This window comes from Ensifer sp. ENS08 (assembly GCF_014852195.1).
In the GTDB taxonomy this organism is placed as follows: domain Bacteria; phylum Pseudomonadota; class Alphaproteobacteria; order Rhizobiales; family Rhizobiaceae; genus Ensifer; species Ensifer adhaerens.
On sequence record NZ_JACVBF010000007.1, the window covers coordinates 173059 to 199009 of the forward strand.

Consider the following 25951-nt stretch of genomic DNA (forward strand, 5'->3'; position numbering starts at 1 on the left):
CGAACACCGGCTCGCGCGCCCTTCCCGTTTGACCGGTGACTTTTCGGCGTCAGCTTTCGAAGTGGAAAGCGAGACGCTTGCCAGTGAGCTTTCCAAGCTGCTGCAGGCGTCCATCCAGGCGCTCGCCCTGGAATTCCGAATAGTCCGCAGGCACGACGATTTCGAGGTCCACGTCCGGCAGAGACGACTTGCGGAACGTCAGGTTCCGGGCAATCCCCGGCATCGATGCGGAGAAAAGATAGGCGACACGCAAGAGGCCGCCGAGCAGCTTTGCCAGTTCCAGCAGGCGCGGCGTGGTGATGCCGGCAAGCGCGTTCGTGGCGCCGTCGTCGTTGAGCCCCTCGAAGCGGTAATAATTGGAAAGCGCAATATAGGCGCGGCCGGCATGGGTAATGCCGGAGAAGGTCGAGTGGGCGATGATGTTCAGCGCCTGGAGACCGCGATAGTCGGGGTGCGCCCGCCAGCTGATATCCGCAAGCAGGCAGGCCGCCTGGCGATACCGGCCTTCCTCTTCCGTCTCCTCGATCCCGAAGAACGGCACCATGCGACCGGTCCAGTCAGCCAGTTCGCGGGCGTGCTCGGGCGAGCGGGCACGCAGGATGGCGATCTCGTTGGCCGCCGTCAGCAGCGGATCCTGAGCACGTTCCTCGTCCCTCAAGAGCGAGAAAAGATAACCTTCGCGAACGCCGAGCGCCGAGAAGGAAATCCGCTCCGGCTTCATGATCTCCAGCGCTTCCTGCATGGCGATCGCGCCGAAGGGCAGAAGGCTGCGGCGGCTCTTCGAGATCGTCGAATAGGCGGACGGCTTGATGTTCTTCGGCTCGATCACTTCCGGCAAAAGCGCCATCGCCTCGTCAAAGGAAATCTCGTAGCCCTGCATCATGTGCAGCGGATAGTCGCGGATCTCCATGTGCAGCTTGGCGATCGAACGCCAAGTGCCGCCGACCGCATAGAACGTCCGTCCCGTGCCGGTCTTCAGCACCGCCGAGTTCTTCATGAACTTGCGCACCCAGGTGCGCGCCTTGGTGAGTGAGCCGTTGCTGTGCTCGAACAAACGAATACCGCCGAGCGGGAGGGTGATGCCCTTGCCGATCTTCGTGCCGGAGACCTCGACGAGTTCCAGCGAGCCACCGCCAAGGTCGCCGACGACACCGTCGGGATCGTGATAGCCGCTGACGATGCCCATCGCGGAATAATAGGCCTCTTCCTCGCCAGTAAGGATGCGGACCTTGTGACCGAGGATCGCCTCCGCCTTCTCGATGAAGGCGGGGCCGTTGCTCGCTTCGCGTGCGGCGGCCGTCGCCAGCACATACATCGAGGTCGCACGCGCCTGCTTGGAGAGCGCGTGAAAGCGGTGCAGCGCTTTCAGCGCGCGCTCGACGCTGTCTTCATCCATGCGTCCGGTCGCATCGATGCCCTTGCCGAGACCGCACATCACCTTTTCGTTGAACAGCATGGCCGGCGAGCGGCTCAGGCCTTCATAGACGACAAGGCGGATGGAGTTCGAACCGATATCGATAACGGAAACCGGGCGGATGCCGGGCAGACGCCCCTGCGCTTCAGATTCGACCATGCAATTCCAGTTTATTTGTGCCAGCCGCTCTTCCAGCCGGCTATGAGCTTCGGTGCGCTGGACTTCAGGGCCTCGCCCCGGCCGGAGAGGCTGGGATTGGTCATGAAATAGTGCTGTGCGTTGAAAGGCTCGGCATCCTTGCCGACTTCCATCCGGCGAGAGGTGCCATCGGGAAGAATTTCGTAGCTCTGCTGGTTGTCGATGAGATTACCCAGCATGATCTGCGACAGAACCTGTTCGTGCACAGTCCGGTTGATGAGAGGCACGAGCGTCTCGACCCGCCGATCCAGATTGCGCGGCATCATATCCGCCGAGCCGATATAGACAAGGGCATTCTCCGATGGAAGCCCGTGACCGTTGCCGAAGCAGAATATGCGGGAATGTTCGAGGAATCGGCCGACGATGGACTTGACACGGATATTGTCCGAGAGCCCCGGGACCTGCGGGCGCAGGCAGCAGATGCCGCGCACCACCAGGTCGATTTCGACGCCGGCGCGGCTCGCCTTATAGAGCGCGTCGATGATCTCCGGATCGACGAGCGAGTTCATCTTCATCCAGATCGCCGCCGGGCGCCCGGCCTTGGCATGCTCGATCTCTTCGTCGATATGCCTGAGAATGCGCGGGCGCAGCGTGTGCGGCGAGACGGCCAGCTTCATGCCCGCCTCCGGCTCGCCGTAGCCGGTGATGAAGTTGAAGATGTTCGCCATGTCGTGGGCGATGACCGGGTTGCAGGTGAAGAACGACAGGTCGGTGTAGATCTTCGCGGTGACCGGGTGATAGTTGCCGGTGCCGAGATGGCAGTAGGTCCGAAGCTTGCCCTCTTCGCGCCGCACCACCATCGACATTTTGGCATGGGTCTTCAGTTCGATGAAGCCGAAGACGACCTGAACGCCGGCGCGTTCGAGGTCGCGCGCCCAGCGGATATTGGCTTCCTCGTCGAAGCGGGCCTTGAGCTCGACGAGCGCCGTCACCGACTTGCCGGCCTCGGCGGCGTCGATCAGGGCGCGCACGATCGGGCTGTCGTTCGACGTGCGGTAAAGCGTCTGCTTGATGGCGACGACTTCAGGATCGCGCGCCGCCTGCAACAGGAACTGCACGACCACGTCGAAGGACTCGTAGGGGTGATGCACCACCATGTCCTTCTCGCGGATCGCCGCCAGGCAGTCGCCGGCATGCTCGCGCACGCGCTCGGGGAAACGCGGATTGTACGGCTCGAAGCGCAGATCGTCGCGTGGAGCCTTGGTGATTTCGGACAAAGTGTTGAGTGCCAGCAGTCCCGGCAGGACGGCGATCCGGTTTTCCGGGACGCCCAGTTCCTGCACGACGAACTGGCGCAGCGACGCCGGCATTTCCGAATCAGTCTCGATGCGGATCACCGAACCGCGGCGACGGCGCTTCAGCGCGGTCTCGAAAAAGCGAACGAGGTCTTCCGCCTCTTCTTCCACCTCGATATCGCTGTCGCGAATGATGCGGAAGGTACCGGAGCCTTTGACCTCATAGCCCGGAAACAGCCGGTCGATGAACTGGCTGACCATGTCTTCGAGGGTGATGTAGCGGATGACGTTCTTGACGTCGGGCAGCCGGATGAAGCGGTCGAGTGCCACCGGCAGACGCAGGAGCGCCGTCATTGGCTCGCGGCCGGTCTTGCTGACGAGCTGCAGGCCCATCGAAAAGCCGAGGTTCGGAATGAAGGGGAACGGATGCGCCGGGTCGATGGAGAGCGGTGTCAGCACTGGGAAGATCGACTGATCGAACTCGTTGGCAAGCCAGCTCCTGTCCTGCACCGAAAGCGAGGCCGGGCGAACGATCAGGATGTCTTCCTTGGCGAGATACTGCTGAAGCACGGCGAGCGAGGCCTGCTGCTCCATCTGCAGATTGTCGATTTCCTTCAGGATGTCTTCGAGCTGCTCGACCGGGGTCTTGCCGTCGGGCGAACGCATCGAGAGGCCCTGGCGCACCTGGCCTTCGAGGCCGGCGACGCGCACCATGAAGAACTCGTCGAGGTTGGCGGCAGAGATCGACAGAAAGCGAACACGCTCCAGCAGAGGATGCGCCGTGTTCAGCGTTTCCTCGAGCACGCGGCGATTGAACTGCAGCCAGGAAAATTCGCGGTTGATGAAGCGCTGCGGGCTCGTCAGCAGGTCGACGTCCTCCGCCGATGCCTGGTTTTCGTTCACCGCAGATAGCGCGTTATCCATGCTTTTCAGATCCCATTGCTCCGGCTGCACCGGCTATCTCAGTTTGACGACGGTTCTGTGACAGTCAATCGGACCGACGCTGATTTCCCAGTTCTTCGAGAACTTCGGAAGCGAGTGCGCGCGAAAGCTTCGTGCCGCGGGCCAGCGCCAAGTGGTCGATGCGCTCGACGATCGTCTGCGCTGCCTCCAGCGAGCGCTCCATGCGCTGGACGATGTAGCCCACCAGCCGCTCGTCGACGAAGAGCTGGCGATCGGCAAAGAGCTTGATCAGCACCTGCGTCAGCAATTCGTCGTCCGGCTCACCGATCTCGACCACGGTCGCCGCCTTCAGGCGCGAGCGCAGGTCCGGCAGCGTCACCGGCCAGGACATCGGCCAGAGCCGCGTCGTCATCAGCAGGCCGGTGCCGTGCTGGCGCACATTGTTGATGACGTGGAACAGCGTCGTGTCGTCGAAGCCGCTGCGGTCGGCATCCTCGAAGAGAACAGGTCGTTCGGCCGCGATCAACGCGGCATCGGAACCGGCGAGCGGGTGGATCACTTCCGCTCCTGCCCGCTCCTTCCAGATGCTGGCGAGATGCGATTTTCCCGAGCCGACCGGGCCGGCGATGATGACCACGGGCGCCGGCCAGTCCGGCCAGTGGTCGACGATGGCGATGGCCGCGCTCAGCCTGTCGGAGACGAGCAGGTCCTCACGACCGGTCGCCGGGTCGTGGCCGAAAGCCAGGGGGATTTGTTCAAATGGGCGTTTTGTCATGCTGTACTCGGGACAATCGTCGGAAATCAGGCGGCCTTGTCGCTCTTCGCCTTCTTTTCCACGGCCTTGCCGTGCCCGTGATAGAGGTCGCTATCAAGGTAGCGCTGGATGCCGAAGCGGACAAGCACGCCGATGGCGGCTGCTGCGGGCACCGCGACCAGAAGACCGACGAAGCCGAACAGTGCACCGAAGGCAAGCAGCGCAAACATCAGCCAGACCGGATGCAGGCCGACGCTTTTGCCCACCAGCTTCGGCTGGAGGATATTGCCCTCCATGAACTGGCCGCTGAAAAAGACGGCAAGCACGAGGCCGATCCACAGATAGTCCGGCCAGAACTGGACCAGTGCGACGCCAACGGCGAGCACCAGGCCGACCATGGATCCGACATAGGGAATGAAACTGATCATGCCGGCGAAGAGACCGATCAGCAGACCGAAATTGAGACCGACCAGCGACAGGCCGATCCCGTAATAAAGACCAAGGATGAGGCAGAGCGAGCCCTGCCCGCGCACAAAGCCGGCGATCGTCGCGTTCATGTCGCGGGCGATCTGGCGCACATCCGAGACGTAGTCGCGCGGAACCCAGCTATCGACCTTCTCGACCATCCGGTCCCAATCGAGCAGGATATAGAAGGCGACGACAGGGGTGACGACCAGCAGCGAGATGACGTCGAGCAACGCCACGCCGGAGTTCCAGATCTGCTGGAAGAGCGTGCCGACGAAGGCCGCACCCTGTTCGAGCAGTTTGCCGGAGCTTTGCTTCAGCGAGGGCATCTGGCTCGCGAGCCAATCGGGAATCAGCCGCGTCTGCGCTTCGTTGACGAGCACCTGCAGCTTGGCGGCATAGCCGGGGATGTTCGCAATGAAATCGGCCGCCTGGCTAACGACGACAGGAATGATGACCATGAGGGCCAGCACGAAGACGACGACGAAGCCGATCAGGATCACGACCGTCGCCATCAACCGGCTCAAGCCGAACCGCTCCAGGCGGTCTGCGACCGGATCGAGGAAATAGGCAAGCGCCATGCCGGCCAGGAATGGCAGCAGGATCGAGCTGAAAACCATGAGGAAGGCAATGAAGGCGGCAAGCACCAGTAGCCAGAAAATGACCTGGCGCTGCAATCCGGAACCGCTGACCTTGATATCCATGACACTCCTCGTGAGGCGCCGCTCGCCACTGTTGCGTATCACAACCCTGTCAAGGAGATAGGGGGCGGTGCGCGTAACGGTCAAGTCCGACCGGTGCAGTCATCCAGTTTATGGCCAAGCTGACTGGCTTGCGCCGTGGGATATGGGCAAAATGGTGAAAAAACGCCGCCAAGGCCTGCTCTCGGCTTGCACTCCCTTGCCTGCCGTGCCAATCGCATCCGCAAAATACCTGTCGCACGACGAGCCTTGGAGAACGAGCATGAGCCAGTCGGGAAAGAACGGTCTCACCTATAGCGACGCGGGCGTTGATATCGACGCCGGGAACCTGATGGTCGAGAAGATCAAGCCGCATGTGCGCTCGACCCGGCGGCCCGGCGCCGACGGCGAAATCGGCGGCTTCGGCGGTCTCTTCGATCTCAAGGCCGCGGGCTTCACCGACCCGGTTCTGGTGGCCGCCAATGACGGCGTCGGCACCAAGCTGAAGATCGCCATCGACGCCAACAAGCACGACACCGTCGGCATCGACCTCGTCGCCATGTGCGTCAACGACCTCGTCGTCCAGGGCGCCGAACCGCTCTTCTTCCTCGACTATTTCGCGACCGGCAAGCTTGACCCGGACCAGGGTGCCGCGATCGTCGCCGGCATCGCTGCGGGCTGCCGCGAATCTGGTTGCGCGCTGATCGGCGGCGAGACGGCCGAAATGCCCGGCATGTATTCGGGCGGCGACTACGATCTCGCGGGCTTTGCCGTCGGCGCTGCCGAACGCGGTCAGCTGCTGCCGGCCGGTGACATCTCCGAAGGCGACGTCATCCTCGGCCTCGCCTCTTCCGGCGTGCATTCCAACGGCTATTCGCTGGTGCGCAAGATCGTCACGCTCTCGGGCCTTGCCTGGGATGCTCCTGCTCCGTTCGGCGAAGGTACGCTTGCCGATCTCCTGATGACGCCGACGCGCATCTATGTGAAGCCGCTCCTGAAGGCGATCCGCGAGACCGGTTCGATCAAGGCGCTCGCTCACATCACCGGCGGCGGTTTCCCTGAGAACATTCCGCGCGTGCTGCCAAAGCACCTCGCTGCCGAGATCTACCTCGACGCGATCAAGGCGCCGAAGGTGTTCTCGTGGCTCGCCCAGACCGGTGGCGTTGCCGCCAACGAAATGCTGCGCACCTTCAACTGCGGCGTCGGCATGATCGCCGTCGTTCCGGCCGACAAGGCCGCAGAGGTTTCCGCCGTGCTCACCGGCGAAGGCGAAACCGTCTTTACGCTGGGCCGCATGGTCGCCCGCGACGAAGGTGCAGCCGGCACGATCTACAAGGGCAACCTGGCCCTATGACGACGGAAGTCTCGACGGGCAAGAAGCGGGTCGTCGTCTTCATCTCTGGCGGCGGCTCCAACATGCTGGCGCTCGCAAAGGCAACGGCCGAGCCGGATTTCCCGGCCGAGATCGTCGCCGTCATCGCCGACAAGGCGGATGCCGGCGGCCTCGCCAAAGCCGAGGCGCTTGGCATCCCCACGCGCGCTTTCCTGCGCAAGGACTACGACAGCAAGGACGCCCACGAAGCGGCAATCCTTGCCGAGCTCGACCGGCTGTCGCCGGACATCATCTGCCTCGCCGGCTATATGCGTCTGCTGTCGGCGACGTTCATCCAGCGCCACGAGGGACGCATCCTCAACATCCATCCGTCGTTGCTGCCGCTTTTCCCCGGCCTGCACACCCATCAGCGGGCTATCGACGCCGGCATGAAGGTCGCCGGTTGCACCGTGCACTTCGTCACCGAAGGCATGGACGAAGGCCCGATCCTGGCGCAGGCGGTGGTTCCAGTCGTGCCTGGCGACACGTCCGACAGCCTTGCTGCCCGAGTGCTGACCGTCGAGCACCGCACCTATCCGATGGCGCTTCGGCTGATGGCCGAGGGCAAGATACGCATGGAAGGCGGTCGCGCTGTGAGCAAGAGCCTTGGCGAGGCGACGGGTACGCTGATTTCGCCGGCTGCGTAATCACGCCGGGTTGCTTTGTCCCGATCACAGCGCATCACACGCGGTTAACGCCCCTCTGTCATGCCGGGCATCTCCCCCGCAAGGGGGGGAGATCAGCAGATGGCGACCACTCGGCGGTCATTACCCGTTCGCCGGTGGCAACTCTATCTGGCGCAGAAGGATACCCCCATCGTCAACATCGAGCCGGCGGGCAATCTCGTTCAGTTGTAGCGGGTGGGCGCGTCTAGCCGATCTCCCCTTTGTGGGGGGAGATCCCCGGCGGGGCAGAGGGGGGGTAAGCCTCACGCCCCCACACACCGACCGTTCACTTCGCCGAAGCCAGCCTGCGATCGAGGGCGTCGAGCACGCGCCGTGTCAGCGCCGGATAATCCTCGTCGAAGTGGTGGCCGCCGTCGATGCCGATGACGTCGACGCCGGTGCCCTTCAGTTGCGGGCAGGCATCGTCCTCTTCGTCGGTGCCGTAGATGCATTGCACCAGCGCCGGATCGATGCGCTTGATATCGTCGAGCGGATCACCACCCTTGCCGTCGCCCGAAGCTCCTAGCCAACCCAGCACAGAGACCTTGTAATCGACCATGTGCGAGAGGGCCATCAAGGTCACCTGACGAACATGGGCCTTTTCGCCGGCCGGCAGCAGGTTGAAGGTTCGCGGCAGCACGTCGGCACCGAAGGAATAGCCGATGAGGAGCACGTTTCGCACGTTCCAGTGCTTGCGGTAGTAGCTCATCACCTTGGCAAGGTCGTCCGCCGTCACCTGCGGATCGCGCTCGGACCAGAAGTAATGCAGGGAATCGAAACCGACGACCGGTACACCCTGCTGCTGCAGCACGTCGCCGACTTCCTTGTCGATATCGCGCCAGCCACCGTCGCCCGAATAGATCACCGCCATCGTGTCACGGGTCGGCTTTGCGTCGAGGATGGTCAGGGGCAAGCCGAACGGATTGCCGGCGTCGCGCTCGCTGTCGATGATATCGGTGAGGTGATCGGACAGCGTCGTATAGGCGTCGTCGTCACTGTCCTCCTGCTCGACGTCCGGATGCTTGGCGATCAATGCCGCCACATGGGCGCGCCCGTCGGCCGATGCCGCGGGTGAAAAGACGACGGAAACCGGATCCGGCAATGCCCCGTCGGTCAGGCCGTAGACCATGCGGTCGCCCTTCTTCACCTTTTCGGCCGGGGTGCAGAGTTGCTTTTCAAGCGCGACCCCCTCCTCCGGATCAATCGCAAGCGTTTGGCCGATGGTGGCAGGCGGTGTCTGGGCAGCGACGGCGAGTGCCAGCGCACCACCGGCACCGACGCCTGCGACGACGGGCAATTGGTAAGCGTCGGTGCCGACGGCACGCTGCACCTGCTGGCTCAGCGATTCGATGTCGGAGACCATGTAGATGCAGTCGCCATCATCCTTGGCGAGCGAAGCGAGATAGGCCTTGAGGTCGATGCCGACAACGACTGTCTTGTCATCGGTGAGCGTGTCGGCGATCGCCTGCTCCTTGTCCGTCCAGCCGGCGGCGTCCGACAGCAGCACTACAAGTGCGGCCGCCTTTTCCTTCGGCAGCATGATGCGCGGCGACGGGATCATCCCGGTATCGTAGCTCTTCGGCGCGTCTTCCGCGAGAGCGGGGAACATCGATGCGGAGAGCAGCAGCGCCGCCGAAGTCAGGCATTTCCAGGCGTTCGCGACAGGGATCATTTCTTCACCACTCCCTTGAGACCGCCGCCGATCAGGAATGTCGCATCCATCAGGGCGAGGATCGGATTGATGCCGCCACTGGCGACAAGATAGCGCGGTTGCCACTGCGGATGAAACTTCGACTTGAAGGCGCGCAAGCCCTTGAAGTTGTAGAAACGTTCGCCGTGTTCGAAGAAGGTGCGCCCGGCCCGGTCCCAGACCGGCGCGATCTGGCGCGTGGACATGCCCGACAGGGGCGCCATACCAAGGTTGAAGGTACGGTATCCCTCGGCCTTCAGATACTCCATCACCTGGGCGAAGAGAAAATCCATCGCGCCCTTCGGCGCATCCGGCGAAAAGCGCATGAGGTCAACGGTCCCCTCCTCCTTGGTCGCCGTCACCAGAATATTGGCAAATGCGACCGTACGCCCACCACAGGTGAGGATCGCCACCGGCTGCTCGCGAAGATACTCGGGATCGAAGGCACCGAGCGAGAAGCCTTTCTCCTTTGCATTGTGATGCGCGAGCCAGGCATCGGAGACCGCGGTCAGGTCAGGCATGACGTCCGGAACGTTTTCGGGCGCTACGACACGGAACTCGAGCCCGTCGCGCTGGGCGCGGCTCACCTGCTGGCGCAGGTTCGCCCATTTGCCCCCCTTCAGCTCGAAGCGGGCGAGGTCGACGCGCGCGAGTTCGCCGAGCCGGAAGGCGCGCAGCCCGGCATCGGCATAGTATGCAAGCCCCAGGGGCGAGACCTGGTAGAAAACCGCCCGGCAGCCGGCCGCGCGCGCCTTTTCGATGAAGTGCCAGATCAGCTCCGGCCAGGCATCGATCGGGCCGACGGGATCGAAAAGCGCGATCCAGGAACGAGCACGCTGGCCATACATGATGAAGGCTCGGCCGTCGGCGGAAAACAACAGGCTCTTGTCGCCCATGCGCACCAGATTGGCATCGGACATGTCCTGCGCCTCGACGATCGAAAGCGCTCGCTCCATCGCGTCGTCGGAGGCAGGCTCGGCGGCTCCGGTTGCCGGGCGCATCAGGCTCCAGATCGCAAGCATGCTCGCGCCGATCGTCACGCCGAGAAGCGCGCGCAGGCCGCGGGGGGCTTCGGCGGAGAATTCGAACTGCCACCAGAGCTCATGGCTGTATTCGACATCGCGATAGACGAAGAGGAGCACGACCAGCGCGCCCAGGCAGATGACGCCGAGCGCCGTCAGCCATGGCACCGTCAGCGCCTGCCCGAACAGCGAGGCCGGCCGCACGAACAGGCGGCGGCTGACGATGAGCCCCACCAGGAAGAAGGCCAGCATGCCCGCTTCCACCACGGCGATCGCCTTGATCAGCGACAGCAGCAGCGCGGCGATCGCGATCACGATCGAGGCCCACCAGGCGCCGTCGAGCCTCAGCGCCAGTCCGCGCGAGACGACCACGAGGGCAAGGCCGAGCAGGCTGGCGAGGAAGTGTGCGCCCTCGACGATCGGCAAGGGCAGCAGTCCTTCGAGGAATGCCAGGTTCTCGTCGGGCGTCGGGGTCACGCTGGAAAGAACCAGCATGATCGCCAGCACGATGCCGAGCGTTGCCAGAAGCAGCGGCGTCATGCGGCCGCCGATGCGCCGCACGCTGGAGGCAACCGGATGACCGGACAACTGGCGGAGTTCGATGCCGATGACGACGGCGATCGCGATCACCAGCGGCAGCACGTGATAGATCACGCGGTAGAGCACCAGCGCGCCGAGAATGGTGTCGACATCGGCATTGTGGCCGAGCGTCGCGATGATGATCGTCTCGAAGACGCCAAGACCGGCCGGCACATGGCTCAAGACGCCGACGCCGACGGCCAGCGAATAGACCGCAAGGAAGGCCGGCCAGCCGATCGTGCCGGCGGGTAGAAGAACATAGAGAACGGTCGCCGAGGCGGCGAGATCGAGCGCCGTCACCAGGAACTGGCGCGAAACGGTGCGCGAATCCGGGAGCCGAAGCGTCAGACGCCCGATGCTGACCTCGCGCCCGTCACGGGCAAGAAAGAACACTGTGAACAGACCGCCGAGGATCACGGCCGCGATTACGCGCAATACCAGAGGATCCATCCCGGTCATCGGCGCCACATACTCGCCGACGGCAAGCAGGCTGAGGCAAGTCACCGCCAGCAGCCCGAGCCCGAAGGCGAGCGTCACGAAGGCGATAATGCGGGCGATGTTCTCAGGCTCGATGCCGAGGCGCGAATAGGAGCGGTAGCGGATGGCGCCGCCACTGAGCGCCCCGAACCCCGCAGTATTGCCGACCGCGTAGGCCGAGGCCGCCGTCAGCGCCACGTCGGCATAGGGCAGCTTTCGCTTGACGTAATCAAGCGCGCTGACGTCATAGAAGGTGAGCGCGAGGAAACTCAATGCGGTGAAGAACACCGCCGCCGCGACGGAGATCCAACTGGTATCCGCCAATGCCTGGACGACCTCGTCGTACTGGACTTCGGACGTCAGGTGAAAGATCGCAAAGCCGAAAAGGGCGATTACGAAGAGCGTACCGGCAGCCGATAGATAACGGCGATTGCGACGCAGGAAGGAGAACCAGCCTCCCTCCGCCTGCTGCTCGTCGTCGGTTGCACGTTCCGGTAGGGAGGATGTCATGAAGCGCCCATGTCGATAATGAGGACATCAGCGCTTTAGCTTACCCGATACGGATCAAAAAGTGAAATATCGGTAATAAATTATACTCTTATAAAACAATCCCTTAGGCAAACAGTTGCTGCCGGTTGAGCAGCGCCCACTGCAGGAGCATGATCGTCTTGGCATCGCAGATCTCTCCGGTCGCGATCATTGCGACGGCTTCGTCGAAGGGGATTTCCAGCACTTCGATGTCCTCGCCCTCATGCGCAAGCCCGCCGCCGTCGCCGCGTTTCTCGGTGGCGTCGATGTGGCCGGCAAAGAAGCTCGTGCGTTCGGTCAGCGCCCCCGGGCTCATATAGACATCGAAGAGGTGGATGACGTCCTGGACGTGGTATCCGGTCTCCTCCAGCGCCTCGCGGCAGATCGCCTCTTCCGGAGTGTCGCCGTCGAGGAGCCCGGCGGCCGCCTCGATCAGATAAGCCGGGTCGCCCTGGAGCAGAACGGGAACGCGAAGCTGCCGCACCAGGATGACGCTCTGGCGCCTGGCATCGACGAGCAGGATGGTCGCCGCATTGCCATGGTCGTGGATCTCCCGCTTCAGCGTCACGGTCGCGCCATCGGACATCTGCTGTTCGAACGTCACCTCTTCCAGGTGCGCAAAGCCCTTCCACAGCGTGCGGCGGCCGACGATCCTGACGCGTGGGTCATGCTGGGTGCTCATGCAACTTCCTTCTCCGGCGAGTGCAATCCCGCCCTTTCAGCCATCAGTGGATATGTTCCGCTGCCGCGCGATCTTCCCGCTCCATCTGCAGCGTCGTGTGGTGCAGGTCGAACGTCGCGCGCAACTGCTCCTCGATTGCGCGGCGCACGGTCTCGGCATCGGCACCGTCGGCAAGTACCGCATGGGCGGTCAGCGACGGCTGGCTCTGGGTGATCGCCCAGAGATGCAGGTCATGCACGGAGGCAACACCGGGAACGGCGGCAATCGTCGCGTGGACATCGGCGAGGCGCATGCCCGGCGGCACGCCTTCGAGCAGGATGTTGACGCACTCCTTCAGCAGCACCCAGGTGCGCGGAAAGACCATGAAGCCGATGCCGACAGCGAGCAGCGAATCCACCCACTGCCAGCCGGTCAGCCAGATGACCACCGCGCCGACGATGACGGCGAGCGAGCCCAGCATGTCCGACCAGACTTCGAGATAGGCGCCCTTGACGTTGAGGCTTTCGTCCTTGTGGCTGGTGAGCAGCCGCATCGAGGCGAGATTGACGAGAAGGCCGATGACGGCAATCACCAGCATGCCGCCGGACTGGATCTCCTGCGGCTCGGACAGCCGCTTCCAGGCCTCATAGAGAATGTAGAAGGCGACACCGAGCAGGAGCAGCGCGTTGAAGGCGGCAGCCAGGATCTCGAAGCGGGCGTAGCCATAGGTGCGCAAGAGGTCTGACGGGCGACGGCCGACATGGATCGCGACGAGCGCGATCGCAAGGGCCGCCGTGTCGGTCAGCATGTGCATCGCGTCGGATATCAGCGCCAGGCTGCCGGTCAGGATGCCGCCGACGACTTCGGCCAGCATGAAGCCGCCGGTCAGGCCAAGCGAGGCCCAGAGCCTTGAAACCGGCGTGCTCGTGACATCTGCATGGTGGTGGTCGCCGCTCATGGGAGGTTCCGTCTGCCGTTCTAACCTGACTTAGCGCGCCAACCTTACCCAGACCCTGTTGTCGTGAAAGGCGGCACCACCATAGGGCGCCACCGCATCGGCGCCGGTGAGCACGTTGATGCCCTCCCCGTCGAGATGCGCGCCATTCGGCCACAGGCCCTCGGCGATGACCACGCCGCGACGGGCGCCGCCACCGATCTTCGCATGCAGACGCACCTCGCCGCGGACGTTGCCGAGTTGGACGACATCGCCATCGGCAATGCCGAGTTCTGCGGCATCTTCCGCATGAACCATCACTTCCGGGCGCACTTCCTTCTGGATCGAGGACGGTGTCTCGGCAAAGGTCGAATTCAGGAAGGATCGAGCCGGAGAGGTCGCCAGCCGGAACGGGTGCTCGGCGTCGGCGACCTCGATGAGGTCGACATGGTCAGGAAACTCCGGCAGCGCCTGGTGCGGCCCCTGAATGCCCATCGACTTCGGCGGCCGGTTCGGCGCCGGCGTCCCCGTCCAATCCGCCTTGAAGCGGAACTTGCCGTCCGGGTGGCCAAAGCCGTTGAGATAGTGCGCCTCCTCGAAGGCGGGCTGACAGTCGAGCCACTTCTCCCGTTTCATCTCTTCGTAGCCGATGCCGTAGTTGGCGAGCAGCCGATCAATGTGCTCACGCTCGGTCAGGCCGAAGCCGGCATGATCGGCAACGCCAAGGCGCTTGGCCAGTTCCTCGATGACGAACAGATTGGTGCGCACGGTCGAGGGTGGTTCTACCACCTTAGGACCGATCAGGATGTGCTGATGGCCGCCGCCGCGATAGAGATCGTCATGCTCCAGGAACATGGTGGCCGGAAGCACGATATCGGCAACAGCAGCCGTATCGGTCATGAACTGCTCGTGCACGGCAACAAAGAGGTCGTCGCGCAGGAAGCCGCGCTTCACCAGCCGCTGCTCCGGCGCGACGTTCACGGGATTGGTGTTCTGGATCAGCATCGCCGTCACCGGCCCGCGGTGGCGCAGCGCCTCGGCGTCGCCGGTCAGCACCCGGCCGATCTGCGACTGGTCGAGCATGCGCACATCCGGATCGTGAAAGGCCGAGCCGATCAACTCGCGCTTGTCGAGCTTGAAGATATCGTTGTTGGAGTGGAAGGCACCGCCGCCTTCGTGTTTCCAGGAGCCGAGCACGGTCGCCACGGATGCCGCCGCATGTATGGCGACGGCACCGTTGCGCTGGCGCGTGAAACCGTAGCCGAGCCGGAAATAGGTCCGCGGCGTCGTGCCGACCAATTTTGCAAAGGCCTCGATTTCCTCGGCCGAAAGGCCGGTGATCGCCGACGCCCACTCCGGCCCGCGCGACTTCAGATGCGCTTCAAGGCCGGCCGGATCGTCGGCGAATTTCGCCAAGTAGGCCCGGTCGGCGTAGCCGTCGCGAAACGCGATGTGCATCACGGCGCAGGCAAGTGCTGCGTCGGTGCCCGGCTTAAGCACCAGGCCCATGTCCGCTTGCTTGACCGTCGGATTGTCGTAGATGTCGATGACGACGATCTTCGCGCCGCGATCCTTGCGGGCTTTCACCGCATGGGTCATCACGTTGACCTGGGTCGCAACCGCATTCGTGCCCCAGATCACCACGCAATCGGCCTTGGCCATTTCGCGCGGGTCGGGGCCGCGCAAGGCGCCGGTCGCCATGCTCAAACCCGTCCAGGCCATGTTGGTGCAGATCGAGCCGAAAAAGCCGGAATAGCGCTTGGCGTGACGCAGCCGGTCGATCGAGTCGCGCTGCACCTGACCCATGGTGCCCGCATAGAAGTATGGCCACACGGTCTCGGCGCCATATTTCTGCTCGGCGCGAATGAACTGATCGGCGATCTCGTCGAGCGCGGCCTCCCAGCTCACTTCCTGCCAGCCGCCCTCGCCCTTGGCGCCCTTGCGGCGCTTCGGCACCATCAGACGGTCGGGATGATAGATGCGCTCGGAATACCGCGCCACCTTGGCGCAGATCACGCCGGCGGTGTAGGTATTGGCGGCTGCACCGCGCACACGGCCGATCCGCCCTTCGGCGGTCAGGTCGACTTCCAGGGCGCAGGCCGAGGGACAGTCGTGCGGACAGACCGAGTGGCCGATGGTTTTTTCTGCTTTGATGGGGGTCGCAACGTTCATGGCTTTTCTATATGGCATCGGCATTTCGGCTCAAAGAGCCAATCGCCCACCCATCGCAACTATTGATCACAGCCATCGGCGGCGCTCATGAACTATCGGCACATCTATCACGCAGGCAATTTTGCCGACGTCCTGAAGCACGCAGTGCTGGCACGGCTCGTCACCTACCTCCAGCAGAAGGAGAAGGCGTTCCGTGTTCTCGATACCCATGCGGGCATCGGGCTCTACGACCTCTCCAGCGAGGAAGCGCAGAAGACCGGCGAATGGCGCGACGGCGTCGGCCGGCTGCTCGAGGGCGAACTGCCGCCGGAGATCGCGGTGATCCTCGCCCCCTACCTGTCCTCCATCCGCGCGCTGAACCCCGGCTCCGAGCTGACGCTCTACCCTGGCTCGCCGAAGCTCGCGCGCATGCTCTTCCGACCCCAGGACCGGCTTTCGGCGATGGAGCTGCATCCGGACGACTACGAAACGCTGCACCGGCTGTTCGACGCCGATTTCCAGAGCCGCGTCACCGAGCTCGACGGCTGGCTGGCGCTGGGCGCGCACCTGCCGCCGAAGGAAAAGCGCGGATTGATTCTCGTCGACCCACCCTTCGAAAAGGAGGGCGAATACGAACGGCTGGTGGATGGCCTTGCGCGCGGCTACCGCCGCTTTACCGGCGGCGTCTATTGCCTGTGGTATCCCCTGAAGCAGGGCGCGCCGATCAAAGCGTTTCATGAGGCGCTGAAGGCGCTGGACATCCCGAAGATGCTCTGCGCCGAACTGTCCGTCAGAAGCGACCGGGAAACCACAGGGCTTTCCGGTTCCGGCCTCATCATCGTAAACCCGCCCTTCACGCTGAAGAGCGAGCTCGACCTGCTGCTGCCGTTCCTGAAAAGCCGGTTGGGGCAGGATCGTTTCGCGTCCAGTCGCTGCTTCTGGCTGCGCGGGGAAGAACAGACAACCCGAGGGGCTTGACGGACGGGCGCGACGCACCGCAATCTCATGCGACGACATAGGGAGACGCCCATGACTCGCACGCTCGCCGCCACGCTTCTCATTTCGCTTTCCCTCGCCGGCGCTACGGCGCCGGGCGCCATTGCCGCCGACTACATCGGCAGCAGCCAGGCGCAATCCTACAACGCCGGGGTCTGCAGTGAATCCTCGGTTCTCGGCTTCATCACATCCCGTTTCGAGTATCGGGATGCAAACTACCTGCACGCCAATCTCTCGATCGCCGAGATCCGCGACATGGGGCAGAATCGGCAGGAGTTCCGCGACGAGACGCATCTCGTCGAGCGTGAATATTGCTACGGGACCGCTGTGATGACCAACGGCGAACAGCGTGCGCTCTATTACCTCATCGAACGCCCGTGGGGCTTTGCCGGCGTCGGCAGAAGCATCGAGTTCTGCGTCGGCGGCCTCGATCCCTGGTATGTCTACGGCGCCTATTGCGCCTCGCTCCGTTAATCATGAGATCATTCCGGAAAACGCGCCGGCTTCTGCCGGCGCTTTTCGTTGCAGCAGCCCTCGTTGGCTGCAGCGATCAGAACACTGAAAAGGCGCCGACGGCGACGGGAACGCAAGCCACGAAGGCGGTCGTTACGGTGCCGGTCGGCAGCGGCTTCGATTTCTATGTGCTCTCGCTCTCCTGGTCGCCGACCTGGTGCGGCGACAATGACCCCAAGGGAAAATCCAGCCAGTGCGAAGTCGGCGGCAATCGCGGCCTGATCGTGCATGGCCTGTGGCCGCAGAACGAACGGGGTTATCCGGACTTCTGCCCGACACGCCAGTCCGATCGCGTGCCGTCGTCGCTCGGCAAGCAATATCTCGACCTCATTCCATCGATGGGCCTGATCGGCCACCAATGGCGCAAGCACGGGACCTGCTCCGGCCTCAGTCAGGAGGAATACTTCACCGTCACGCGCGCGGCGTGGGACCGGCTGACGCTGCCATCGGAGCTCGCACCTCCCCCGCAAGAAAAGGGCCTGCGCGTCGCCGCCATCGAAGATGCGCTCGTTGCCAAGAATCCCGGCATGACGAAGGACGCGGTCGCCGTGACCTGCGAGGGTAGTCGGCTCGAGGAAATCCGGATCTGCTTCGACAAGTCGCTCAATTTCCGCGCCTGCCCGGCGGTCGATCGCCAGGCCTGCCGAAAGGAAAGCGTGTCGCTGCCCCCGGCGCTTTGACCAGCCGCAGAAGGCGCCTGTCAGAAACCCATCTCGCAATCCCTGGAAGGAAAGACGCCCGATGAAGATCTTGTACTCGCCCGCCTCGCCCTATTCGAACAAGGTGCGCATGGCGGCGCATTATGCGGGCTATGCGGCCGAAAGTGTCTTGACCGACACCAATGCCAACCCGCCGGAGCTGATCGACAACAATCCGCTCGGCAAGATCCCGACGCTGATTCTCGACGACGGACGGGCGCTCTACGACAGCCGCACCATCATGCATTTCATCGACCGGGAGACCAAGGGCAAGCTCTATCCCAGGAACGCCGAAAAGCGCACCGACGTCGAGTTGCTGGAAGCGCTATGCGACGGCGTCTGTGACAGCCTGCTGTCGATCGTCTACGAGAAACGCTCCCATCCGCCGGAAAAGGTGCACCAGCCCTGGATCGACCGGCAATGGGAAAAGGTCGAGCGCAGCCTCGACCATCTGAATGCCAACCTGCCGAAGACCGGGGCCAAGCTCAATGCAGGCCATTTCGCACTCGCGGCGATGCTGCGCTACATCGAGCTGCGGTTTGCCGGCGAATGGCAGAAGGGGCGCGCCAAGCTGAAGAACTGGCCGGCGAAGTTCGAAAAACACTTCCCGGATTACCCCAAGTTCAAGGCCTAACGTGCAGACACAAAAAAGGCCGGGTCTCCCCGGCCTTTTCTTTGATCCGGCAGAAGCCGATCAGAACTTCACGCCCATACCGACTTTAACAGCGTGCTCGTCGTAGCCGGACGAGACCTTGGTGCTGCCCATGCGGAAGTCCTTCGAACCGTAGTCCGTGTAACGGTACTCGACGCGTGCGGTGATGTTGTCGGTGACGAAGGTTTCAGCACCGACGCCTGCGGTCCAGCCGACCATGGTGTTCTTGTCGGAAGCGCCGCCGACGGTGCCCTTGGTCTGGCCGACGGCAAGACCTGCGGTACCGTAGACGAGGACCGGGTTCAGATCGACACCGACGCGGCCGCGGAGCGAGCCGTTGACGCCCTGCTTCATGCGCAGGTTGCCCTTGGTCGAATCCTGGCCGGAGTAACCGATATCGGCTTCGCCGCCGTATACCATCTGGCCGTCCTGAACGTTGTAGCCACCATAGAGGCCGCCGCCGAAGCCGGCTGCGGTGTTGCTGCCGGTCGCATCGTGCTGGCCATGCTTCCAATCGGCGGTACCGCCGACATAGGCGCCCGACCAGTTCTTGACTGCCGGCTCGCTGTATTCGGCCTGCGGAGCTGCCGGAACTTCGTCGATCGCGTCTGCAGCCTGGGCGGCCTGGAAGGCGATGAGGGACATAGCCGAAGCCATGAGGGTGGTGGTGAGCGTACGCATAAATATTCTCCTTTTCGTCCCGATGCGCCGAGGGCTTGGGGTCCCACAGTGAAACATCAGGCAACTCTTAATTTAACCCGCCCGGTTGAGCTGAAATTGGCCAGCAAATGCGGATTCACAAGAGCCAAAATGTGAAATTTTGGTGGCACAAACGCGCCCGAAGTTTGATGTTGCTTTGGCGCCACAGGAGATTTGTTAACCATAAATCAAGATTAACGAAAGCTATACTATAAGTACGCAAAATAATACAATTTACGCCAATTCCATTAATTTTTGGGCAAGGAATCGTCAGGGAGTGTTTCAGCCCCGCGTTTCTTCCCTATATCTTCGTCCGCTGACGCGAAGATTCGAAAAAGCGGGATAAAACGTTGAAGAAAGCACTGAAGGCGGCTCTCGTAACCGGGGGCGCCAAGAGGATCGGTAAAGCTATAGTGGAGGACCTGGCCGCCCACGGCTTTGCGGTCGCCATTCATGCCGATGCCTCGTTTGACGAAGCGCGGGCCCTGGCCGAAACCCTGAAGAAGACGGGAACGAATGCCGTCGCGATTCGAGCCGACCTTACGGATACGGGCGCGACATCGACACTGATCGAGCGCGCGACAGCAGCACTCGGCCCGATCGATCTGCTCGTCAACAATGCGTCGCTGTTCAAGAAGGATAGCCTCGATGCCTTCGACGAAGGGGTCTGGGACCAGCATTTCGCGCTGCATGTGAAAGCCCCTTCCCTGTTGGCGGGCGATTTCGCCGCGCAACTGCCGGCCAACGCCAGCGGGCTCATCATCAATGTGATCGACCAGCGCGTCTGGGCTCCCAATCCGCGCTTTTATTCCTATATGTTGTCCAAGTCGGCGCTTTGGACGGCCACCCGGACGATGGCGCAGGCACTCGCCCCGCGCATCCGCGTCAACGGCATCGGCCCCGGGCCGACGCTGCCGAACGAACGGCAGGACCCGAAGGATTTTGAGGCGCAGGTCGATGCGCTGATCTTGAAGCGCGGGCCGACGCTCGACGAATTCGGACGGACGATCCGCTTCCTGTTCGACACGCCGTCGATTACCGGACAGATGATTGCGCTGGACGGGGGCCAGCACCTCGCTTGGGAAACGCCCGACATCAGGGAGATAGTGGAATGAATGGACGCGTGCCGGCCGACGGCGGCATCCTTTATGATGGCAGCGAAGCGGAAGACGACGACGACCTGATCGAAGTGTCTGACGTGAGCGGCGTTGCGCCCGTCGTCGAGTGGCACGAGAATCACTCGGTGACCGAGGGACTGAAGGGCGCGGAGTTGATCCAGGCCTTCGTCAAGCTGCTGCCGAATGGCCCCGGCGTCTATCGCATGTTCAACGAGGCCGGCGACGTTCTCTATGTCGGCAAGGCGCGCAGCCTGAAGAAGCGCGTCAGCAATTATGCCCAGGGGCGCGGCCATTCCAACCGCATCGCCCGCATGGTGCGCGAGACCGCGAACATGGAGTTCGTGACGACGCGCACCGAGATCGAGGCGCTGCTGCTCGAAGCGAACCTGATCAAGCGCCTTAGGCCCCGCTTCAACGTGCTTTTGCGCGACGACAAGTCGTTTCCCTATATTCTGGTGACCGGCGACAGCCGTGCGCCGGCGCTCTACAAGCATCGCGGCGCACGCAGCCGCAAGGGCGACTTTTTCGGTCCCTTCGCGTCCGCCGGCGCGGTCGGCCGCACGATCAATTCGTTGCAGCGCGCCTTTTTGCTTCGGACCTGCACCGACAGCGTCTTCGAGACGCGCACGCGCCCCTGCCTGCTCTATCAGATCAAGCGCTGTTCGGCGCCCTGCACCGGCGAAATCAGCGATCAGGGCTATGCGGAACTCGTTCAGGAGGCCAAGGACTTCCTCTCGGGCAAGAGCCAAGCGGTGAAGGCGACGATCGCCGCCGCCATGGGCGAGGCAGCCGAGAACCTCGACTTCGAAAGGGCAGCGCTTTACCGCGACCGCCTCGCCGCACTCAGCCACGTCCAGAGCCACCAGGGCATCAACCCCTCTGGCGTCGAGGAAGCCGACGTCTTTGCGATCCACCACGAGGGTGGCATCTCCTGCATCCAGGTGTTCTTCTTCCGCACCGGGCAGAACTGGGGCAACCGCGCCTATTTCCCGAAGGCCGACCCGTCGCTGCCGACGGCCGAGGTGCTCTCGCAATTCCTCGCACAGTTCTACGACGACAAGCCCTGTCCGCGGCAGATCCTGCTTTGCGAAGCGGTGGAAGAGCAGGAACTGCTCGGCCAGGCGCTCAGCGAAAAATCCGGATACAAGGTCGCGATCCAGGTGCCGCAGCGCGGCGAAAAGAAGGATCTCGTCGATCACGCGCTCGCCAATGCGCGCGAGGCGCACGGCCGCAAGTTGGCAGAAACGGCCTCGCAGTCGCGCCTACTCGAAGGCTTCTCGGAAACCTTCAAGCTGGAGCGCACGCCGCGCCGCATCGAGATCTACGACAACTCGCACATCATGGGCACCAATGCCGTCGGCGGCATGGTGGTGGCGGGGCCAGAAGGCTTCGTCAAAGGCCAGTACCGCAAGTTCAACATCAAATCGACCGACATCACCCCGGGCGACGACTTCGGTATGATGCGCGAAGTGATGACGCGGCGGTTCTCGCGGCTGCTGAAGGAAGAGGGCAAACCGGACCGGAGCGTGGAGGTCGGTGACGATGCCGCTTTCCCCGCCTGGCCGGACGTCATTCTCATCGACGGCGGCCAGGGACAGATGACCGCGGTGCGCGCCATCCTCAAGGAGCTCGATGTCGAGGACTGCGTGACGGCGATCGGCGTCGCCAAGGGCGTCGATCGCGACGCCGGCCGCGAACGCTTCTTCGCGCTCGGTCGCGACAGCTTCACGCTGCCGCCGCGCGATCCGGTGCTCTATTTCATCCAGCGGCTGCGCGACGAGGCGCACCGTTTCGCGATCGGCTCGCATCGGGCTCGCCGCAAAAAGGAGATGGTCAAGAACCCGCTCGACGAGATCGCCGGCATCGGGCCGACGCGCAAGCGCGCGCTGCTCACGCATTTCGGCACCGCCAAAGCCGTCTCGCGCGCCGGCATCAACGACCTGATGGCCGTCGCTGGGATTTCCGAAACGGTGGCGCGGCTGGTCTACGAACATTTCCACGACGATGCCGGGAAATGAAAACCTGATGTCACAATTCACCCGGCGTTCACATGCGATAGGGCAAATATGACAGTTGACGACGATGACCTGTTGACCTCCGGCCAGCAAAGTCATTTCTGTACCTGACGAACCAGAGAACACGAATCCATGCCCACGCCCGTCGCCTACAGCATCCCGAACCTGCTCACCTATTTCCGCATCCTGATCGTGCCGCTGATCGTCCTTTGCTTCTTCGTCGAAGGACGGCTGCACAGTTCGGACTTCGCGCGCTGGACGGCAGTGGCGCTTTTTGCCGTTGCCTCGATCACCGATTTCTTCGACGGCTATCTCGCGCGCATCTGGAAGCAGACGTCGAACATCGGCAAGATGCTCGATCCGATCGCCGACAAGCTGCTGGTCGCCTCCATCCTGCTGCTCGTCGCCGCCGACGGCACGATCGCCGGCTGGTCGATCTGGGCTGCGATCATCATTCTGTGCCGTGAAATCCTGGTCTCGGGCCTGCGCGAATATCTGGCGGCGCTGAAGGTCAGCGTTCCCGTTACCCGCATCGCCAAGTGGAAGACGACGATCCAGATGGTCGCCATCGCCTTCCTGCTTGCCGGCCCGGCCGGCGACAAGATTTTGCCCTATACGACGGAAGCCGGTATCGTGCTCCTGTGGATTGCCGCCGCGATCACGCTCTATTCGGGCTACGATTACTTCCGCGCCGGCCTCAAGCACGTGGTCAACGAATGAGCACCGTCAACCTTGTCTATTTCTCATGGGTGCGCGAGCGTATCGGCAAGGGCGAGGAAACCCTCGACCTTCCCGCCGGTGTCGTCACCATTGCCGATCTGCTTCAGCACCTGAAGACGCTCGGCAAGGAATACGAGGCGGCGCTCGAACATGAAAACGTCATCCGCGCGGCAATCAACCAGGAACATGTCGACCACAAGGAGCCGATCGCCGGCGCCCGGGAGATCGCCCTGTTTCCGCCGATGACGGGTGGCTGAGGCCATGCGCGCGCCGGTGACCGTGCGCGTCCAGCGCGAGGATTTCGACCTCAATAGCGAGGTCGCCAAGCTTTCGGCCGGGCGTGCCGACATCGGCGCCATCGCCACCTTTTCCGGGCTTTGCCGCGACGAGGCAGGCACGCTTGCCGCCCTCGAACTGGAACACTACCCCGGCATGGCCGAGGCGGAGATCGAACGCATCTGCCAGGAGGCGGTCGAGCGCTTCTCGCTCCAGGCGGCCACCGCCATCCACCGCTACGGCAAGATCCTTCCCGGCGAGAACATCGTGCTTGTCGTTGCCGCCTCGCGGCACCGGCAGGCCGCCTTCGACGGCGCCAACTTCATCATGGATTTCCTGAAGACATCGGCTCCCTTCTGGAAGAAGGAACATTTGGGCGACGGCACGACCGGCGGCTGGGTCAGCGCCAAGGATGCTGACGACACCGCACGGGACCGCTGGTCGAAGTAGCCGCCCGTTCCTTGAGGTCAGGGAATGACCTTCTCCTTGCGCGTCACCATCAGCACGATCACCAGAAATCCGAAAATCGCAAAGTCGCGCCAGAGGATCGGCCCATAGGCGCTCCATAGTGTTTCGAGCAGGCCGACCGCGGCAGCGCCGAGGGCTGCATAGAGCGGCGAGGCCTGGCCGCCGATCGCGGCGATGAACAGTACCTTGACGCCGAAAGTAAGCCCCGTGCCGAAATCCATGTTGCCGTAGTAGGACGCGGCGAGGATGCCGCAAAGGGCAGCAATCAGGGACGCCGCGCCATAGGCGACGATGTAGACAGTGGCCGCGTCGACCCCGCAAAGCGCTGCAGCCCCCCGGTCTTCGGAGACGGCCCGCCAGAACCGCCCTGCCCGCGAATGGGTCAGGAACCAGTGCCCGGCCGCCACCAACGCCGCCATCAGCGCGGTATTGCCGAGTTGGATGACGGTCAACGTGACCGGGAAACGCGGATCATCCCAGAAGACGATGTTGGCATTGAGGAACGGCGGCAGCCACAGGCTGCGGGTCTCCGAGGCAAGCCGTGCCGTTTCCATCAGCACCAGCAGGCAGCCGAGCGAGGCGACGACGACGGTGTTGGCCGACGAGAAGGCCAACGGCCGCATGACATACCGCCCGGCGACGAGCCCGGCACCAACACTGAAAGTCAGGGCAGCCGCCGCACCGAGACCAAGGGCGGCCGGAAGCACCAGCCACAGCCGGTCCCAGCCGAAAGCAGCAAACAGCACAAAGATCTGGCCCGAGAAGGCAAAGAGCGCACCATAGGTGAGATCGGCCCGGCGGGTCACGGCAAAGGCGATCGCGTAGCCAAAGGCCAGCGCCGCGTAGAGCGCTGCGACGGGAACGGCGTTGGCGAGCTGCTGCAGAAAATAGAGCATGGCGCATCCGGAGCGTGACAAGATCAATATAACTGGTAAAATCAATTTTGCCAGTTAGGATTTTTGCATGACCTTCACCTGGACAGCCCATCGATTTGCCGGCGGCGCCCTGGCACTGGATGTCGCCAATTCCATCGTCCTGCGTTTCGATCCCGAACGCCGGATCGACCGCTTCGCCGATGTCGTCACACTCCATTCCTTTGCGGAAGCGGCCAACCGCTACAGCGCGGAGAGTGTACGCTTCGGCGCGCTTGCGCCTGTCGCCGCGGAGAACCGTGGCCGGCTCTTGCAGTTGCGCGAAGCGACCGACCGGCATTTTCGCGCGGAGATCTCGGACACGGGCCGGCCGGAACTGTTGGCGGATCTGCTGGAAGCCATCGCCGGCGTCTTGCGCGGCTCGACGCACCAGGGTGGCCTGCTTTCGCTCGACACCGCAACGGCGCAATCGGCGCTCACGCTTGCCGCCAACCCCGAGCCCGATCGGCTGAAGATCTGCCCGAATTGCGGCTGGCTGTTTCTCGACCGCAGCCGCAACCGCAGCCGCACCTGGTGCGACATGGCCGTCTGCGGCAACCGCACCAAAGCCAAGCGCCACTATCACCGCAACAGGGAAGAAGCAGGCCCATGACAAGGACATTCGGGATCTTGGCCACACTTGCCATCGCACTTGCCGCTGCGGCATGTCAGCGCGAGAGCGGCCCGGATCCGCTGAAGCTCACGGGCAAGATGTTCGTCTTCAACTACCGCCTCGCCTATGCGACCTACATGGTCACGCTGACCAAGGCCGAGGCGGTGCCCGACGGCAGCATCGTGGTGGCGCGCTTCGAAAATCCGGCCGGCGGCGACGCGCTGACACTGGAGCGCAAGCTCTTTCCGAAGTTGGAGAAGGTGGTGCTGGAAAGCCCCGATGTCACCTGCGTGAAGAAGGATCGCCCTTATACGGTGTCGATCGAGGTCAAAGGCCCCGAAGGCCAGTCACTGCAGAAGCTTGAGACCACCGTCGTCTCCGATGTCGATCAGGACATCATGCCGGCCAAACCGCTGGTCGAGGGCCCGGCCTACGACAAGAACCCGGCGGTGTTCAGCGGCGGCAAGGCACCAGCCCATTTCGAAACCGCGAAGTGCCCCGTCTGAGAGACCGGGCAACAAAAAACCGGAGCGTTTCCGCTCCG

Annotated in this window: 24 protein-coding genes; 13 read left to right on the plus strand and 11 right to left on the minus strand. The window is 63.2% G+C overall.

Annotated elements, in window-relative coordinates; translation table 11 throughout:
- Positions 1-49: 49 nt before the first annotated feature.
- The 4 genes from ppx to IB272_RS17875 form a co-directional block, all read right to left on the minus strand.
- Entirely contained in the window at positions 50-1573 is a 1524-nt protein-coding gene (gene ppx / locus IB272_RS17860) for an exopolyphosphatase (protein WP_034803818.1), read from the minus strand.
- An 11-nt stretch (positions 1574-1584) separates the two neighbouring features.
- Positions 1585-3771 carry an RNA degradosome polyphosphate kinase gene (locus tag IB272_RS17865; RefSeq protein WP_060580904.1) on the minus strand — a complete coding sequence of 729 codons (2187 nt, stop codon included), beginning with the start codon at positions 3769-3771 and terminating at the stop codon, positions 1585-1587.
- 64 nt (positions 3772-3835) lie between these two features.
- Positions 3836-4525 (minus strand): DnaA regulatory inactivator HdaA, encoded by a 690-nt coding sequence (hdaA, locus tag IB272_RS17870; RefSeq protein ID WP_060580905.1) that lies wholly within the window; start codon positions 4523-4525, stop codon positions 3836-3838.
- A gap of 26 nt (positions 4526-4551) precedes the next feature.
- On the minus strand, positions 4552-5673 hold the full coding sequence (locus IB272_RS17875; protein ID WP_060522149.1) for an AI-2E family transporter: 1122 nt from the start codon (positions 5671-5673) through the stop codon (positions 4552-4554).
- A 259-nt stretch (positions 5674-5932) separates the two neighbouring features.
- Here IB272_RS17875 and purM point away from each other — a divergent pair, with 259 nt between their 5' ends.
- Together purM and purN are read left to right on the plus strand one after the other, a co-directional pair.
- The gene (gene purM, locus IB272_RS17880) at positions 5933-7003 is read left to right on the plus strand and encodes a phosphoribosylformylglycinamidine cyclo-ligase (RefSeq protein ID WP_060580906.1); all 1071 of its coding nucleotides are present in this window, start codon (positions 5933-5935) and stop codon (positions 7001-7003) included.
- Entirely contained in the window at positions 7000-7668 is a 669-nt protein-coding gene (gene purN / locus IB272_RS17885; protein ID WP_034803831.1) for a phosphoribosylglycinamide formyltransferase, read from the plus strand. Before purM ends, purN begins: the two co-directional genes overlap by 4 nt.
- Before the next feature lie 304 nt (positions 7669-7972).
- On the opposite strand, the gene IB272_RS17890 is transcribed toward purN, so the two are convergent.
- The 5 genes from IB272_RS17890 to IB272_RS17910 all read right to left on the minus strand — a co-directional run bounded on the left by IB272_RS17890 (position 7973) and on the right by IB272_RS17910 (position 15767).
- Positions 7973-9295, minus strand: a complete 1323-nt coding sequence (locus tag IB272_RS17890; RefSeq protein WP_246810375.1) for an AcvB/VirJ family lysyl-phosphatidylglycerol hydrolase — start codon at positions 9293-9295, stop codon at positions 7973-7975.
- A gap of 59 nt (positions 9296-9354) precedes the next feature.
- Positions 9355-11964 (minus strand): bifunctional lysylphosphatidylglycerol flippase/synthetase MprF, encoded by a 2610-nt coding sequence (mprF, locus tag IB272_RS17895; protein WP_060580908.1) that lies wholly within the window; start codon positions 11962-11964, stop codon positions 9355-9357.
- A gap of 103 nt (positions 11965-12067) precedes the next feature.
- The gene (locus IB272_RS17900; protein WP_060580909.1) at positions 12068-12664 is read right to left on the minus strand and encodes an NUDIX domain-containing protein; all 597 of its coding nucleotides are present in this window, start codon (positions 12662-12664) and stop codon (positions 12068-12070) included.
- 43 nt (positions 12665-12707) lie between these two features.
- On the minus strand, positions 12708-13601 hold the full coding sequence (locus IB272_RS17905; protein ID WP_060580910.1) for a cation diffusion facilitator family transporter: 894 nt from the start codon (positions 13599-13601) through the stop codon (positions 12708-12710).
- Between the two features lie 30 nt (positions 13602-13631).
- The gene (locus tag IB272_RS17910; RefSeq protein WP_060580911.1) at positions 13632-15767 is read right to left on the minus strand and encodes a molybdopterin oxidoreductase family protein; all 2136 of its coding nucleotides are present in this window, start codon (positions 15765-15767) and stop codon (positions 13632-13634) included.
- Positions 15768-15836: 69 nt separating this feature from the next.
- Here IB272_RS17910 and IB272_RS17915 point away from each other — a divergent pair, with 69 nt between their 5' ends.
- The 4 genes from IB272_RS17915 (at position 15837) to IB272_RS17930 (ending at position 18569) form a co-directional block, all read left to right on the plus strand.
- Complete coding sequence (locus tag IB272_RS17915) at positions 15837-16706, plus strand: 23S rRNA (adenine(2030)-N(6))-methyltransferase RlmJ (protein ID WP_034803845.1); 870 nt, start codon at positions 15837-15839, stop codon at positions 16704-16706.
- 51 nt (positions 16707-16757) lie between these two features.
- Positions 16758-17198, plus strand: coding sequence for a hypothetical protein (locus IB272_RS17920; protein ID WP_034803848.1), 441 nt, complete (start codon positions 16758-16760; stop codon positions 17196-17198).
- Between the two features lie 2 nt (positions 17199-17200).
- Positions 17201-17917, plus strand: coding sequence for a ribonuclease T(2) (locus IB272_RS17925; RefSeq protein WP_113135659.1), 717 nt, complete (start codon positions 17201-17203; stop codon positions 17915-17917).
- 61 nt (positions 17918-17978) lie between these two features.
- Entirely contained in the window at positions 17979-18569 is a 591-nt protein-coding gene (locus IB272_RS17930; RefSeq protein ID WP_034803852.1) for a glutathione S-transferase, read from the plus strand.
- 60 nt (positions 18570-18629) lie between these two features.
- Here the strand turns inward: IB272_RS17930 and IB272_RS17935 are convergent, their stop codons facing one another.
- On the minus strand, positions 18630-19268 hold the full coding sequence (locus IB272_RS17935; protein WP_034803854.1) for an outer membrane protein: 639 nt from the start codon (positions 19266-19268) through the stop codon (positions 18630-18632).
- Positions 19269-19636: 368 nt separating this feature from the next.
- Between IB272_RS17935 and IB272_RS17940 the strand changes: the two genes are divergently transcribed.
- The 5 genes from IB272_RS17940 (at position 19637) to IB272_RS17960 (ending at position 23865) form a co-directional block, all read left to right on the plus strand.
- Positions 19637-20401 (plus strand): SDR family oxidoreductase, encoded by a 765-nt coding sequence (locus IB272_RS17940; protein ID WP_060580912.1) that lies wholly within the window; start codon positions 19637-19639, stop codon positions 20399-20401.
- Positions 20398-22422, plus strand: a complete 2025-nt coding sequence (gene uvrC, locus IB272_RS17945; RefSeq protein ID WP_060580913.1) for an excinuclease ABC subunit UvrC — start codon at positions 20398-20400, stop codon at positions 22420-22422. Before IB272_RS17940 ends, uvrC begins: the two co-directional genes overlap by 4 nt.
- 129 nt (positions 22423-22551) lie before the next feature.
- On the plus strand, positions 22552-23139 hold the full coding sequence (gene pgsA, locus IB272_RS17950; protein WP_034803862.1) for a CDP-diacylglycerol--glycerol-3-phosphate 3-phosphatidyltransferase: 588 nt from the start codon (positions 22552-22554) through the stop codon (positions 23137-23139).
- Positions 23136-23396: a molybdopterin converting factor subunit 1 gene (moaD, locus tag IB272_RS17955; RefSeq protein WP_060580914.1), complete on the plus strand. Its 261-nt coding sequence runs from the start codon at positions 23136-23138 to the stop codon at positions 23394-23396. The genes pgsA and moaD overlap by 4 nt, the downstream gene beginning before the upstream one ends.
- A 4-nt stretch (positions 23397-23400) precedes the next feature.
- Positions 23401-23865 (plus strand): molybdenum cofactor biosynthesis protein MoaE, encoded by a 465-nt coding sequence (locus tag IB272_RS17960; RefSeq protein ID WP_060580967.1) that lies wholly within the window; start codon positions 23401-23403, stop codon positions 23863-23865.
- 17 nt (positions 23866-23882) lie between these two features.
- Here the strand turns inward: IB272_RS17960 and IB272_RS17965 are convergent, their stop codons facing one another.
- Positions 23883-24779 carry a branched-chain amino acid ABC transporter permease gene (locus IB272_RS17965; RefSeq protein ID WP_060580915.1) on the minus strand — a complete coding sequence of 299 codons (897 nt, stop codon included), beginning with the start codon at positions 24777-24779 and terminating at the stop codon, positions 23883-23885.
- A 67-nt stretch (positions 24780-24846) separates the two neighbouring features.
- On the opposite strand from IB272_RS17965, the gene IB272_RS17970 reads away from it, so the two are divergent.
- Complete coding sequence (locus IB272_RS17970) at positions 24847-25407, plus strand: CGNR zinc finger domain-containing protein (protein WP_060580916.1); 561 nt, start codon at positions 24847-24849, stop codon at positions 25405-25407.
- Positions 25404-25913, plus strand: coding sequence for a hypothetical protein (locus IB272_RS17975; RefSeq protein ID WP_034803874.1), 510 nt, complete (start codon positions 25404-25406; stop codon positions 25911-25913). The genes IB272_RS17970 and IB272_RS17975 overlap by 4 nt, the downstream gene beginning before the upstream one ends.
- Positions 25914-25951: the final 38 nt, after the last annotated feature.